Origin of the sequence: Pauljensenia sp. UMB9872 (assembly GCF_030212665.1) — a bacterium.
Lineage (GTDB): Bacteria > Actinomycetota > Actinomycetes > Actinomycetales > Actinomycetaceae > Pauljensenia > Pauljensenia turicensis_B.
In genome coordinates, this window is record NZ_JASOER010000009.1 from 45,295 (window position 1) to 60,143 (window position 14,849).

Below are 14,849 nucleotides of genomic sequence, written 5' to 3' on the forward strand. Positions count from 1 at the left end.
CATTCTACGCACATAACGTGATCGCTTTCCGATGCCCGCCGGCTCTATTCCTCACTCACACGGTTGAGGAAGCCTGAGCAGTACCCCGCAAAGGGGCACCAAAGTCAGCCCTGCAAGACCTGCGTCGACAGGGGAGTGCGATTACCGAAACGATGGTTCGTGATCGACACTGCCTGCTCGTGAACGAACGGCAGAACCTCTACACGGCCAGAGTTTGTGACGGGGCCATCCCAGACGGCTACGTCAATCGAGCCACCCACGGCGCGACGCACGTCATCGCCGGCCTCGTCAATTAGACGAATACGCTCGTCGTAGCTGAATTCCGCCTGCGTCAGACGCATCGTGAACTGATCGAAGTCTTCGACAACAACCCCGATACCCATGTGCGCCAGTAGCGACGTGATCGACGCGGGTAGCGGCGTGGTCGTGGAAACGGTCAGCTCAACATCGCCCCAACCGCCACCGGTGGTCTTACGAATCATTCCCTCACCCAGCGGATTCGACGCGAAGGAACCCGTTGCCACGGCGGCCGAGATGACGCGCAGAATATCGGTCAGAGAAGCGTCCGCTCCGGCGCGAATCGTTGCACGTGCCGGAATGTAACGCAGGATATTGCGCTCTGCGGGCACCGCGCTCGGATCATGCAAGACGTCGAATTCGGTGAACGCGGCCTCGTTATCCGACGAAATCGCCTTCGCTAAACGCTCCATCTCTTCGCCGTCAAGCACCTCGGACGCCGAATCGAGCAGATCGCGTAACTGAGGCTTCAACGTGTGCGTCGACGGAGCGGAATCGAGTGGCGTGGACGCCAACGAACCGAAGCCCAGCAGGTAGTTCGGGCCACCGGCCTTCGTGCCTTCGCCGACAACTGAACGCTTCCATCCGCCGAACGGCTGGCGACGCACGATCGCGCCCGTGATACCGCGGTTAACGTACACGTTGCCAGCTTCGACGTTGTTCAGCCAGTAGTTGATTTCGTCCGGATCCAGCGAGTGCAGGCCGGCGGTCAGACCGTACTCGACCATGTTCTGCGCTTCGATTGCCTCATTGAGCGTATCGACGCGGATAATGCCGAGGATTGGGCCGAAGTATTCGGTCAAGTGGTACTCGCTACCGACTTGGACACCCGAGCGGACGCCAGGACTCCACAGTCGGTTCGTGTCATCGAGAGGCTTCGGGGTGATCTCCCATTTTTGACCCGGTTCCAACGTGGTTAGACCGCGCAGTAGCTTTCCGGTCGGCTCGGCCGCCAGCGGACCCATCTGAGCGCTCAGGTCATCCGACCAGGCGACGTGCAGGGAACGAACCGCGTCAAGCAACTGGTTGCGCACGCGCTTCGAGAAGCCAACCGAACCGACCAGAATTACGTACGAGCAGGCAGAACACTTCTGACCAGCGTGACCGAACGCCGAGTTCACAACATCCTTTACGGCCAGATCAAGGTCAGCCGACGGAGTGATGATGATCGAGTTCTTCCCCGAAGTCTCCGCCATGATCTTCATCGTCGGATCCCAGGAGCGGAACAGTTCAGCCGTCCCGGCCGCGCCCGTCAGGACAACGCGACCCACGCGCGGGTGCGTGACAAGGTCCTTACCCAGCGTGTCCTCGCAGACGGAGACAAACTGCAGGACATCCTTCGGCACGCCCGCAGCCCACAGGCACTCGGCAATAACGGCGCCACAGCGTCCAGCCGGATCAGCAGGCTTCAAAACGACAGCCGATCCCGCGGCCAAAGCGGCCAGAACGCCACCGGCAGGAATTGCCAGCGGGAAGTTCCACGGCGGAGTAACCAAGGTCAGATCTACCGGAGTGAAGTGGGCACCATCGAGTTTTTCGAGGTCCAGAGCAAGCTGTGCGTAGTAGTGGGCAAAGTCGGTAGCTTCGGAAACCTCGACGTCAGCCTGTTCCAGGGACTTGCCCAGTTCGGAGCCGGCAACCTCGATCAGGTCCGCGCGACGACGGGCCAGCTCAACACCTGCGCGGTGCAGGATATCGCTACGCTCTGCGGCGCTACGAGCCGCCCATTCCTTGCCGGCGTTCGCGGTCGCCTCGACGAGGTTGTCTAGGGTTTCGCGATCAGTGATCGTCCCCGCTTCAAGGGTCGCAGTTCCCAGAGTTGAGGTCGGGATACGTTCGGCGATTTCACGTGCCCACTGCAGGTTGACCGGAAGAGCCGGATCCGAATCCGCAGTGTTCGCGAAGATCCAGTTACCGTTCGAGTCCTTTAACGGTGCAGCTAGGTCGTCGGCAGTTTCTGACGTGCGGTCCTGGGTACGGTTTGCGCCAACACGGCTGGTTCCCTCGCGTTTCATCTGCTCAACTGCGGCAAGGAAGCGAGTCTTTTCCTTATCGAACGATGCCTGCGAGGTGCCGATATCGAAGATCGACGCCATGAAGTTATCGTCCGCGGAGTTTTCTTCCAGTCGGCGCACCAGGTAGGCGATGGCAACGTCGTATTCGTCGGGGTGAACGACGGGCACGTACAGCAACAGGTTGCCGACTTCCTGACGAACAGCGGCCGCCTGTTGCATCGCCATACCGGACAGCATTTCGAATTCAACGTGGTCGGTAACACCGCGTTCCTTCGCCAGCTCCCATGCATAAGCGACTGTGAACAGGTTGTGTCCCGCGACGCCGATGTTGACGTTCTGAATACGGTCGGGGTGCATCGCCCAATCCAGGACTCGCACGTAGTTCGCATCCGTCGACTGCTTCGAATCCCAGGTCGTCAGATCCCAGCCGTGCATCGCGGCATCGACGCGCTCCATTGCCAGGTTTGCGCCCTTCACGACACGCACCTTGATCGGTGCTCCGCCACGCGCCCTGCGTGCTGCCGCCCATTCCTGCAGATCCTTCATGACGTTCAAGGTGTCGGGCAGATAGGCCTGAAGCACGATGCCGGCACGCAGCCCCAGGCATTCTTCACGGTCGAGGATCGTCTTGAACACGTCGACCGTCAGCTGAAGGTCGTGGTATTCCTCCATGTCCAAGTTGATGAACTTGCCACCGGCGCTGACCGCGTACTGGTAGAGCGGAAGCAATTCGCGTACCGCGTGGTCAACGATCTGGTCGTATCCCCACGGGTTGTGCGGGCCGGTCACCGCCGAAACCTTCAGCGAAACGTAGTCAACATCCGGGCGCTCCAGCAGACGACGAGTGTCGTCGAGACGCTTGCGAGCTTCCTTCTCGCCCAGAACGGCTTCGCCGAGCAGGTTCATGTTCAGGCGCGCGCCATCTTTACGAAGTCGCTCGATTGCTGGACCGAGCTTCTCGTCGGACACATCAACAACAAGATCACCAACAAGGCGTGCAAACACCTTGCGGGCAGCGGGAACAGCGATTGACGGGACAAACGTGCCAGCCTTACCGCCAACCAGTGCAGGGGTGCGCAGATACCACGGCAAGAACTTCGGGTTCTTCGCGCCGACCTCGGCAAGGTGGCGTGCGGCCACCTTCTGGTCTTCGGGGCGAACCACTCCGTCAACGAATGAAACGGTGTAATCCAAGCCCTCTTCGTCCTTCAACACGCCGGCCAGCAACTGTGCTGCCGGGTCAGTCGGGAACTGTGTCGATGATGTCGCCCAACGCCTCGCGGTAGCAAGCGCGCGGTCAACGATCGTTTCGAAATCCGTGGTGGGGTTTTCTGATTCAGACATTCTTCCTCGATTACTTTGTTCAGTGGTGTGTGAGTGAGTTGGAAAGAGGTGATGTTCAGTCGACGAGGTCGCCCACCCCGTTTCAGGCCGTGGCGGTTCAGCGGGCGAGGTGGCCTCGTCAATTCTGAAATAGAGGGATCTGACTGCTTCGCGCCACCTGCATTCATCGCGAAGTAGCGCGAAGCTGAGACGTCAGATGCCCTGAGTTTCGGCGATCGTCTGGTCGAACTCGGCATCAATTTCCGGGTTTGGCTTCCACGTTGCACGCGACACGACGGCCGCAACGATGAGGTTCAGAAGGAAGCCGGGGACGATCTCGTACAGGTCGAAGATGCCACCCGAAATGTTGCCCCAGATGCCAACGACGACCGCGCCGGTCACCATGCCGGCGATTGCGCCTGCCGAGGTGAGTTTGCGCCAGTACAGCGACAGGATCACGATCGGACCGAATGATGCGCCGAAGCCGGCCCACGCGAACGCCACCAGACCCAGAATCGAGTCGGATCGTGGCCACGCCAGAAGCGCTGCGATCAGAGCGATCACGCCAACCGCGATACGGCCAGCAAGAACACCGTCAGCGCCGTTCAGTTCGCGCTTCGTGTAGGCGCGGTAGATGTCTTCGACCAGTGCGGACGAGGTCACCAGAAGCTGAGACGAAATGGTCGACATGATGGCGGCCAGGATCGCTGCAAGCATGAAGCCTGCGATGAAGGGGTGGAAGAGCAATTGCCCGAGGCTGATGAAGACGCCTTCCGGGTTCGCGAGCTTTCCTTCGTCATGCTGGTAGACGGCGATGCCGACAATTGCTGTCATGCCTGCGCCAATCACGGACAGGAGCATCCAACTGATGCCGATGCGACGACCCTGCTTGGCCTCCGCGGTAGAACGCAGTGCCATGAAGCGGACGATGATGTGTGGCTGACCGAAGTAGCCGAGGCCCCATGCGAGCGCCGACACGATGCCGAGGGTTGCTGCGCCGGACAGGGCGCTTTCACCGTGAGTGAGCGAGAAGATCGTCGGATCGATGCGGTTCACTTCGCTCATCAGATTGGAGAAGCCCCCAACATGGATGATGCCTACAACCGGCACTAGGATGAGCGCGATCAGCATCATGATGCCCTGAACAACGTCGGTCCACGACACGGCAAGGAATCCACCGACCAGCGTGTACAGCACTGTCGTCGCAGCGATGATGACCATACCCAGGTGGTAGTCCATGCCGAATGATGATTCGAAGAACGCGCCACCGGCGACCATGCCCGATGAAACGTAGAACGTGAAGAACACGGTGATGACAAGGCCGGCAACGATACGAACAATATTGGAGGTATCGCGTAGGCGCTGGCTGAGGAACGATGGAACGGTGATCGAGTTCGATGCGATCTGCGAGTATGCGCGAAGCCTGGGTGCGGTGAACTTCCAGTTCAGCCATGCGCCGACGGTCAGTCCAACTGCGATCCAGCCTTCGATCAGGCCGTTGAGGTAGAGCGCACCGGGCAGGCCCATGAGGAGCCAGCCGGACATGTCGGCTGCGCCTGCGGAAAGGGCTGCGACGCCGGGGCCAAGATCTCGGCCACCGAGCATGTAGTCGTCAAGGCTCTTAGTGCGGTTGTATGCGAAAAGGCCGATCATGACCATCGCCAATAGGTAAATGATCATCGCCACGGCCTGGAAAGTAGTCTCAGTCATGGGGGAGCTCCTAGCGTTGTCGCATCACCGGGGCCCGAGGTGGTGGGCTCGGATGGTAGTGCGGGGTTGGGAGCCAGCGTGCTGGCTGGGATGCCCCGAAGCGCCGTTGCGTCGGGTTGTGTTGAGCATAACACCTCTAGGACTTTAGTCGCACATGTTTTTTGGGACGAAATATTGCGCGAAAAAACGACCGCCCACTGCGACATTTTGGAGAATACTTCCGAAATGTTGCAGTGGGCGGGAGAGTCAGTTCGGTGAATGCGGTGAGCTCACCAACAGAGCATCACGCAGCAAGCAGTACGGTGGTGAGCATGATGAGCGGGATCATCAATACGACAAACGCTGTCGCAACGCCCCACAAGGCAACACCGACAATGCCGAGAATACGACCGACCTTCGCATTCGACACGATGTCGGCGCTGACCCCGTTTTCCTGAGCCTGGCGCAGGATCGAATTACCCCACAGCCACGCGGGAATCGAACCAAAGAGACCGATGAGCACCAATCCGAGAATGCCGAGGATCAGGACGATGTTCGAATTCGACTTCAATTCCTGCGCCAGAGGAGTCATCTGGAACGTCATCCCGTACGGTGCCTGGGCAAAGCCGTTTGCCCCATACTGACCGCCGTTGTACTGGCCGTATGGTTGCTCGGGCTGGACACCCGGTTGCCCGTAAGGGTTCTGCTGATCGAACTGCGGTGCGGTGTAGGCACCCTGACTAGCGGTTGCCGGCTGCTCGCCCGCCGGCGATGCCCATGGATTCTGTTCCCACGTTGGCTGAGTCGGAGTTGAATCCTCGACTACTTGTGCCTCAACGTCAATCACTTCAGGGGCGGGTTCGCTGGCAAGTTCCGTCGTCTCAGCGGTTTCCTTAGTGGGAAGCACCGTGGTTTCCTCGACAGCGCCCACAGTGGAATCGCCAACGGGAAGCTCAGTCGTCTCCTTGGTCGGGAGCAGTTCTGTTGCTTCTTCTTCTGGAGCGTTCTCCTGTGCAACAGGCTCTGTTGAGTCAGTATCCGCAGGTGCTCCCTCTGTTTCTTCAGCGTTCGCTTCAATGAACTGCTCTTCAGCTGGGGAGCCTTCCTGCTTTTCGGCTTCTTCGGGGCTCGGCTGCTGATCCGTCATAATGTCTCCTCACCTTGATGTTGATACCAGTCTAGGAAAGGCGGGCATACCTTGATAGTGGGGACTCCCCTGACTAACCCCCGATCAACCCCGTAACGTCCCGTTTTCGTCAGAGTGCAACAACCGAGCAATTCCCTAGTTGTCCGGGCAACGCAATCTGAAAGTGGGAAAAGAAATCCCGGCCTCGTGAATTCACATCAACGAGGCCGGGATTCTCAGTGGCCAACTACCACCGCGCCGGGAGACAGGTGGCGGACTGAATGCTTAGAGCATGCAGGACACGCAACCCTGAACTTCGGTGCCCTCCAGCGCCATCTGACGAAGACGCATGTAGTACAGGGTCTTGATGCCCTTCTTCCACGCGTAAATGTAGGACTTGTTAATATCACGCGTCGTTACGGTATCCGGGTAGAAGAGCGTGAGCGACAGACCCTGATCCACGTGCTGAGTAGCAACCGCGTAGGTGTCGATGATCTTCTCTGGGCCGATCTCGTAGGCGTCCACGTAGTACTCGCGGTTCTCGTTCGTCATGTACGGAGCCGGGTAGTAGACGCGACCGATCTTGCCTTCCTTACGGATTTCAATCTGAGAAACGATCGGGTGGATCGACGAGGTCGAGTTGTTGATGTACGAAATCGAGCCGGTCGGCGGGATCGCTTGCAGGTTCTGGTTATACATGCCGTACTGCTTCACATCGGCGGCGAGAGCCTTCCAATCGTCAGCCGTCGGAATGTGGATCGTCGACTTTGCGAGCAACTCACGGCACTTGTCCGTGGTCGGTTCCCACGTGCCATTGATGTACTTCTCGAAGTACTCGCCGGACGCATACTGTGAATCCTCGAAGCCTTCGAAGGAGACGCCGCGTTCTTTCGCGATCAGGCAGGACGCCTTGATTGCTTCGTAGGCGACAGCCAGGAAGTACATGTTCGTGAAGTCCAGAGCTTCTTTAGAACCGTACATGACGTGTTCGCGAGCAAGGTAACCGTGCAGGTTCATCTGGCCCAGGCCGATCGCGTGGCTCATCGCGTTGCCTCGAGCAATCGAGGGAACCGACTGAATATCCGACAGGTCGGAGACAGCGGTCAGACCGCGGATCGCCGTTTCGATCGTCGTCGAGAAGTCCTCAGAATCCATCGTCTTCGCGATGTTCAACGAACCCAGGTTGCAGGAAATATCCTTGCCGACGTGGCTGTAGGTCAGATCAGCGTTGTAGGTCGAGGCCTCGGACACCTGCAGAATTTCGGAGCAGAGGTTCGACATCGTGATGCGGCCCTTGATCGGGTTCGCGCGGTTCACGGTGTCTTCGAAGACGATGTACGGGTAGCCGGACTCGAACTGAATTTCAGCGAGGGTCTGGAAGAAACGACGAGCGTTGATTTTCTTCTTGTGAATGCGGCCGTCGTCAACCATCTCGCGGTACTTCTCAGAAACGGAGATTTCAGAGAAGGGAACGCCGTAGACGCGCTCGACGTCGTAGGGGCTGAACAGGTACATGTCCTCGTTGTTACGCGCGAGTTCGAACGTAATATCGGGGATCACAACGCCCAACGACAGGGTCTTGATGCGGATCTTTTCGTCAGCGTTTTCACGCTTCGTGTCGAGGAACTGCATGATGTCCGGGTGGTGTGCGCTGAGGTAAACGGCACCCGCACCCTGACGTGCACCCAGCTGGTTCGCGTAAGAGAAGGAGTCCTCCAGAAGCTTCATGACCGGGACAACGCCACTGGACTGGTTCTGGATTTTCTTAATCGGAGCGCCGGCTTCACGCAGGTTCGTCAGCGACAGGGCGACGCCACCACCGCGCTTCGACAGCTGAAGAGCAGAGTTAATGCCACGGGCGATCGACTCCATGTTGTCTTCGATACGTAGCAGGAAGCAGGATACGAGTTCGCCACGCGCAGCCTTGCCAGCGTTCAGGAACGTCGGGGTTGCAGGCTGGAAACGGCCGGCCATGATCTCATCCACGAACTGCTGGGCGAGCTTCACATCTCCGCGAGCCAAGTACAGGGAGACCATCGCAACACGGTCTTCGAAACGCTCCAGGTAGCGCTTACCGTCGAACGTCTTCAGCGTGTAGGACGTGTAGTACTTGAACGCGCCGAGGAACGTGGGGAAGCGGAACTTGTGCGCGTAGGCGCGCTTGAACAGGTCCTTGATGTCCTGGAACTCGTACTGGTCCAGAACAGCCTGCTCGTAGTAGCCCTCTTCAACCAGGTATTCCATCTTTTCTTCCAGGTCGTGGAAGAAGACGGTGTTCTGGTTGACGTGCTGCAAGAAGTACTGGCGAGCTGCCTTACGATCCGCGTCGAACTGGATCTTGCCATTGGCATCGTAGAGGTTCAGCTGGGCGTTCAGAGCGTGGTAATCGAGCTCTGGGTTACTGATTTCTTCTACGCCTGTGTCGGTGAGATTTTCTGCCAAAACTCTTTCAGTCCTTCTCGAACTCGTGAGACGTCCTCGGGGGTTCCGAGTAGCTCGAACTTATACATATGGGGGATACCCAGCTTCGTTGCAACGATATCGCCTGCGAGGCAGTACGCGGTGCCGAAATTCGTATTTCCTGATGAGATGACTCCCACGCAGTGAGACCTGTTACCCGGGTCGTTGAGGAAGGCGATGACTTGCTTGGGAACCGCGCCCTTGAGGTTGCCCCCGCCGTATGTGGGAACAATCAGCACGTAGGGCTGGTCGACGTGCAGGAACTCGTCGCTTTTCAGCAGTGGGATGCGCTGTGCGGGCAGACCAAGCTTCTCAACGAAGCGGTGAGTATTCCCGGTTGCTGAGGAAAAGTAAACGATGTTCACCATGATGGACCTGCCGTTTGTGCTGCTGTGGTGTGGTGCGCCTAGGTGCGATTCGATTCTATTGACGAAGTCGGACACTTCAGTACTGTTTGAGAATGTCGCCGGGGATCGTCATCGCGTTCGTGAAACTCTGTCCTTGAACGCAGTTCGCCCCGGCCACCTCTATCGGTAGCCGGGACGGAAGAAAAGATCAGGCCTGGCCGACTGCGAGGGGAGTTGCGGCAGCTACCGCAACTGCGACGGCTTTGATGCGGTCCGGGCGGAAGCCACTCCAGTGGTTATCGCCAGCCATGACGACGGGAGCCTGCTGGTAGCCGAGGCCCTTGATGTAATCGAGCGCTTCGAGGTTTTCCGTCACGTCGATCTTCGTGTAGTCAAGACCCTGCTTGTCGAGAGCGCGGCAGGTTGCGTCGCACTGGGGGCAACGGGGCTTCGAGTAGACGGTGATCGTCATGGGATTCTCCTAATTAAAGGGATAGGAACGCGTATCTTCAAGGGTTATCCCGAAGATGTCTTAACACTACACCTTGTGGGTGCTTGAAGGAATAGACACAACATGTTGTGGTCGTAACGTTGTGTGACTCAGCTTGTGGATAGAGGGAGGCGGATCTGTGAATACGGTGTGGATGGACTTACTGTTCATATAAGAATTGTCCGTTGAACCATGGGTAAACCGTTTTACAGAGCACCTCAAAGAGGGCATGATTATGCGGAAGTTACACGATTGTCATTCTTCGGTTCCGGGTCCACACGCATGTGCATGGAGGGTGAACACATATGTGCATACCTGTGGATAACCTCGAATGCGAATGGAAAAAACTGCCTCAAAACTCGTGTGTGGCGTCGGCGTGTCGCATATGCCAGACCACTACATGTAGGGGGTGGATTGAGTGCACCCTCCCTATATGTAGGGGTCGTGGTAGATGAACCACTACTACTAGTGGCGCGCCTGTTGGTACCGCTACTAGAGGTAAATGTCCCTATCTAATGGGAGCAGATGATGTGAGCTCAGCATTCGACGACGTTCACGGCCAGGCCGCCCGCCGACGTTTCCTTGTACTTCGACAGCATGTCGTTGCCGGTTTGGCGCATCGTTTCAATGACGGCATCCAGCGACACCGTATGCCGACCATCGCTCCAGAGGGCCATACGCGCCGCGTTAATCGCCTTCACCGCGGCGATCGCATTACGTTCGATGCAGGGAATTTGAACTAGGCCAGCAATAGGGTCACAGGTCAGCCCCAGTGAATGCTCCATCGCAATTTCCGCGGCATTCTCAACTTGTTCGGGGGTTCCACCCAATGCTTCGGCCAAGCCTGCGGCCGCCATCGCGGCCGCTGAACCAACCTCGCCCTGACAGCCAACTTCAGCACCAGCAATCGACGCGTTCGTCTTAATCAGCGAGCCAACCGCCGTTGCTGCAAGCAAGAAATCATGGACTGTCTTACGCCTGCGCGCCCACGCCTCCCCGTGAATGTCGGAAGCGTCGGAAAGAACCTCGACCCCCTTTGAGCCGAAACGCACACGAGCCAAAGGAGCCTCTGGTGAGTCGAACAGCGTCGGAGCCGATGCGGCACCAATCGTTGCACCAGCTTCAGGGCAGTAGGAGACTAGGTAGCCGAGGACCGCAGGAATCACGCCCGCGGCGCCATTCGTCGGCGCGGTGACGATGCGGTGGCCGGCAGCGTTCTCTTCGTTGACCGCCAGCGCGAACAGGTTCACCCAGTCCATCGCGCGCATCGGGTCGTTGGGGCTCGAGGCCCAAGGTGCGCCGGGAAGCGATTCGCAGCCGGTGCGAGCACGTTCGGACAGTTTTGTGCTCAGTGCTTTCGCGCGACGAGGGACATCCAAACCACCCGGAAGAATGCCACTGGCACTGGTTCCGGCATCCACGCACTCAAACATCGTGTCCGCGATCGCATCCAAATACTCATCGACTTCTTGAGCAGTTCGCACAGCTTCTTCATTACGACGAACCAGCTCGGAGATGCGCAAACCAGACTGCTTACACTCGTGGAGCAGGCGTGCACTGGTCGTAAAGAGGAACGGCGCAGGAGCATCAATTGTCGCGGCGCTCATGCCGGTCGCCAACGATGCGACCTGAGGATTATTCACGTCATCATTCGTCTGCACCATCACGAAACCACCGCCCACCGAGTAATAGGTGTGCTCCAGAATCTTCTCGTGGCCATCAGCTTCGCGCCACGCCGTGATCGTCAGAGCGTTCACGTGATACTTCAACACCGTGCGCGGAACGAAACGAATATCGCGCGCAATATCAAAAGGAACCTGACCGCACGGAGTTGGCAAGAAACCGGTCGCGGCAATCGTCGGGAAAATACCCTCAACCGTATCGATCTCAACGCTCTCCGGGCTGTAGCCCGCAAGGCCCAGCAAGACCGCGCGGTCAGTGTTGTGCCCGCGACCCGTCGCGCCAAGCGAACCGAACAGGTCGATCATAATGCGGCACGGCGCCTTAGACTCCGCCCCTTCTTCGGGGGAACGTTGAGGCGTGGAGGTGGCCTCGTCCCCTTCATCTCCGGCGAGCAACGACGCCAACTCGCCTGTAAACGCAAGACCGGCGCGCATCGGACCAACCGTGTGTGACGACGACGGGCCGATACCGATGCGGAACATGTCGAAAACCGACAGAGGGTGCGCGGCCTGAGAAGCGGGAACCTCACCGGAAAGCACGGCAGCAGGAGTTGCCTCGCCAGCGTCGAAACGATCTGGCGTCACCTGAGCAAGCGAAAGAGCGGTCGGAGAATCGGCGGCGTCAAAAGTCATGCGAACTATTGTGCGCTTTCGTCACCGTAAGAGCGAACCGTAGACTGGGCGCTATGACAATCAGCATCGAATTTCCCGTTCGTCCGACCGTCGTCGCCATCATCCAATGCGCCATGGAAATGGAAGCGGCACCCCTGCGCGCTGCGTTGCACCCCTGCGCCGGTAGTGACACCGTCACCGAACTCGTCGTCGGAATGGAGGACCACGCACAACAGCGCTTCGCGCTCGGTGCTCTTGACGGTCACGACGTTCTGCTTGTGAAAAGCGGAATCGGTCTGGCAAACTCCGCGTCCGCGACCGCGCGCGCCCTCACGCTGGTTGATACTCCCATCGTCATCGCAGCGGGCACCACCGGTGGACTCGCCGCGGACATCAACGTTTCCAACATCGCTGCCGGCACCTCGACCATCTACTCCCAAGCCGACGCCACCGCCTTCGGCTACGCCATGGGCCAGGTCCCGCAGATGCCCGAAGACTACCGATCCTCCGACGAAACCGTTGCTCGCGTCGCCCTGCTTGCCAAGTCCGACGCCCTCACCGTCATGACCGGTCGCGTCCTGTCCTCCGACTCGTTCATCACCGCCCCCATCGCCCAACCCATGCGCGAAAAATTCCCGGATGCTATTGGCGCCGACATGGAAACCTGCGCCATGGCGGAAGTCGCCTGGTCCAGCGGTGTTGACTGGGTCAGCCTACGCGCCGTCTCCGACTTGTGTGGCCCCGCTGCCGACCAGGATTTCCACATGGACTCCGAAAAGGCAGCCGACATTAGCGCGCTTGCGGTCCGCACGTTCCTGACGCTTTGACCTGCATTTTTAATCGGAAGGATCCCAGTGAAACGAGTTCTGATGGTCTGCACCGGCAACATCTGCCGGTCGACGATGGCCCACCAGATTCTGCTTGAAGCCGCGCGCGACGCCGGCATTGATATCGTCGTAGATTCCGCAGGAGTTTCCGACGAAGAAGAAGGCAACCCTGTCGACCGTCGCGCTGCTCGGGTCTTGCGCGAACACGGCCACGAGGTCCCCAACCATCGTGCGCGCCAGATCCGCATGAGCGAACTGGCGGACTGGGACCTGATCCTCGCGATGACCGGCCATCACCTGTCTGCATTGAACCGCCTTCGCGATCACGCCGGGCTGAGTGCCGGTGCGGCTTCTGATTCACGAGGTTCCGCTGGGCCTGATATCCGTTTGTTTCGTGATTTTGATCCGCAGGCTACTCCGTCAGACCGTGATGTCCCCGACCCGTGGTACGGCGGATATCAGGATTTCGTCGAGACGCTCGAGACGATTGAGCGCACGACGCCGTTCATCGTGGAAGAGCTGTCGAAGTAGCGAAGCGACTAGGCAATGACTGTGTCATTGTCTGTCACGCTGGGTTGCGGGTTGCCCGCTCATTTTCAGAACCTCGCGGCCGGGCTCAGCCATGAATGACACAACCGTGAATCCGAACGCGACGATGCCACTGATGATGAAGATCCACTGAATCGAGAATCGGTCAGCAAGTGGCCCGAATGCGATCATGCCAGTTGGCATACCGAGCACTGCAACGATGTTGATCAGCGAAAACACGCGACCCATGTACGTCTGTTCGACCGTGGTCTGAATCAGTGTCATGACCGGTGCGGAGAAGAACGGGATTAGTAGCGCGATGATGAACGTCAGTACGAACAGGGTGAACAGGCCGACGGTCGTCCCCAGGAATGGCGTCAGGCCAAGGGTGGCGGACAACAGGCCGAAGCTCCCGCACGAGTAGAGAAGCATCCGGCTCTGATTCCACTTCACGGCAAAGGTCGCGATTGCCAGACCGCCCAGCACCATGCCCGCTGAGAATGAGGTTTCCATGACCGTCAGCGGCCAGACAGCGTCGGTGAAGTCGCGCGCGATCATCAGTGGCACCATGAAGCTCGGTGCGACGATCAGCGTGAAGATTACCGTGTAGAGGACTATCAGCCAGAGGATCGTGCGGTGTCCCGCAACGTAGCGCAGGCCGTCCATCAGATCGTGAGCGAACGACTTTTCATCCTCGCCGCCACCTCGCATCGTCGCAACGGGGATCGTCAGGACAATACCGACACCGATCAGAGCAGTGACAACGTCGATCCAGAAGGTTGGAACCAGGCCACCCCAGCCGTAGACCGCGCCCGCGACCACCGGAGACAGCAGTGCCATCGCCGAGTTAATCGTCTGATTAATGCCGTTCACGCGCATGAGCTGACTGGTTGGGGTCAGCTGTGGTAAGAGCGCGCCAACCGCGGGCTGTTGGAAGCCGGCGCCTACGGAGCGAATGAAGACCGCGCCGTAGATCAGCCAGAGTGAGGTTTCGCCCGCCATCATTGATACTGCCAATCCCAGGGTGACCAGCGCAATGATCGAGTCGGAAACGGCGATCACCGTTCGACGGTTCACTCGATCAGCAAGCGTGCCACCAAACAGAGACAGGATCGCTTGGGGGACGAAAGCGACAACGGCGTACAGGGTGATGACCCACCCGGTCTTGAGCGTCAGCGTCAGGTACCACAGGATCGCGAACTGCACGATCGAGGAGCCGAACAGGGAAATCGCCTGCGCGATCAGGAATAGGGCGACGCGACGCTTCCAATGCGGGTCGTTTTCCGCGGGTGCGTCGAGGGTTTCGCTCATAGACGAGGCCACCTCCACGGGATCCGCGTTCTCCTGGTCTAAAGGGCGGGTCTCATCGGCGTTAGGCGAGGTGAGGCTGTCAGTCATGTGTTGAAATGCTAGCAATACCAAGGGTTATTGTGTGCGCCGAGTGCGCGATGTC

At 58.7% G+C, this 14,849-nt stretch carries 10 protein-coding genes; 2 read left to right on the forward strand and 8 right to left on the reverse strand.

The annotated features are described in order from the left end of the window. Positions 1-104: 104 nt before the first annotated feature. The 7 genes from QP109_RS04965 to QP109_RS04995 form a co-directional block, all read right to left on the reverse strand. On the reverse strand, positions 105-3,656 hold the full coding sequence (locus tag QP109_RS04965) for a proline dehydrogenase family protein (RefSeq protein WP_285023710.1): 3,552 nt from the start codon (positions 3,654-3,656) through the stop codon (positions 105-107). A gap of 192 nt (positions 3,657-3,848) precedes the next feature. Further along, positions 3,849-5,345, reverse strand: coding sequence for a sodium/proline symporter PutP (putP, locus tag QP109_RS04970; protein ID WP_285023712.1), 1,497 nt, complete (start codon positions 5,343-5,345; stop codon positions 3,849-3,851). Between the two features lie 283 nt (positions 5,346-5,628). Then, positions 5,629-6,471, reverse strand: coding sequence for a hypothetical protein (locus QP109_RS04975; protein ID WP_285023714.1), 843 nt, complete (start codon positions 6,469-6,471; stop codon positions 5,629-5,631). Between the two features lie 264 nt (positions 6,472-6,735). Next, on the reverse strand, positions 6,736-8,892 hold the full coding sequence (gene nrdE / locus QP109_RS04980) for a class 1b ribonucleoside-diphosphate reductase subunit alpha (RefSeq protein ID WP_195224580.1): 2,157 nt from the start codon (positions 8,890-8,892) through the stop codon (positions 6,736-6,738). Beyond that, the gene (gene nrdI / locus QP109_RS04985; protein WP_285023717.1) at positions 8,862-9,278 is read right to left on the reverse strand and encodes a class Ib ribonucleoside-diphosphate reductase assembly flavoprotein NrdI; all 417 of its coding nucleotides are present in this window, start codon (positions 9,276-9,278) and stop codon (positions 8,862-8,864) included. The genes nrdE and nrdI overlap by 31 nt, the downstream gene beginning before the upstream one ends. Before the next feature lie 187 nt (positions 9,279-9,465). Beyond that, positions 9,466-9,729, reverse strand: a complete 264-nt coding sequence (gene nrdH, locus QP109_RS04990) for a glutaredoxin-like protein NrdH (protein ID WP_285023719.1) — start codon at positions 9,727-9,729, stop codon at positions 9,466-9,468. Positions 9,730-10,283: 554 nt separating this feature from the next. Next, the gene (locus QP109_RS04995; RefSeq protein ID WP_285023721.1) at positions 10,284-12,062 is read right to left on the reverse strand and encodes an L-serine ammonia-lyase, iron-sulfur-dependent, subunit alpha; all 1,779 of its coding nucleotides are present in this window, start codon (positions 12,060-12,062) and stop codon (positions 10,284-10,286) included. Between the two features lie 53 nt (positions 12,063-12,115). Between QP109_RS04995 and mtnN the strand changes: the two genes are divergently transcribed. Continuing rightward, a complete protein-coding gene (mtnN, locus tag QP109_RS05000) occupies positions 12,116-12,868 on the forward strand; it encodes a 5'-methylthioadenosine/S-adenosylhomocysteine nucleosidase (protein WP_285023723.1) in 753 nt (250 codons plus the stop codon). 42 nt (positions 12,869-12,910) lie between these two features. Further along, the gene (locus tag QP109_RS05005; RefSeq protein WP_438271473.1) at positions 12,911-13,399 is read left to right on the forward strand and encodes a low molecular weight protein-tyrosine-phosphatase; all 489 of its coding nucleotides are present in this window, start codon (positions 12,911-12,913) and stop codon (positions 13,397-13,399) included. Positions 13,400-13,423: 24 nt separating this feature from the next. On the opposite strand, the gene QP109_RS05010 is transcribed toward QP109_RS05005, so the two are convergent. Beyond that, complete coding sequence (locus QP109_RS05010; protein WP_285023727.1) at positions 13,424-14,794, reverse strand: MFS transporter; 1,371 nt, start codon at positions 14,792-14,794, stop codon at positions 13,424-13,426. Positions 14,795-14,849 lie beyond the last annotated feature (55 nt).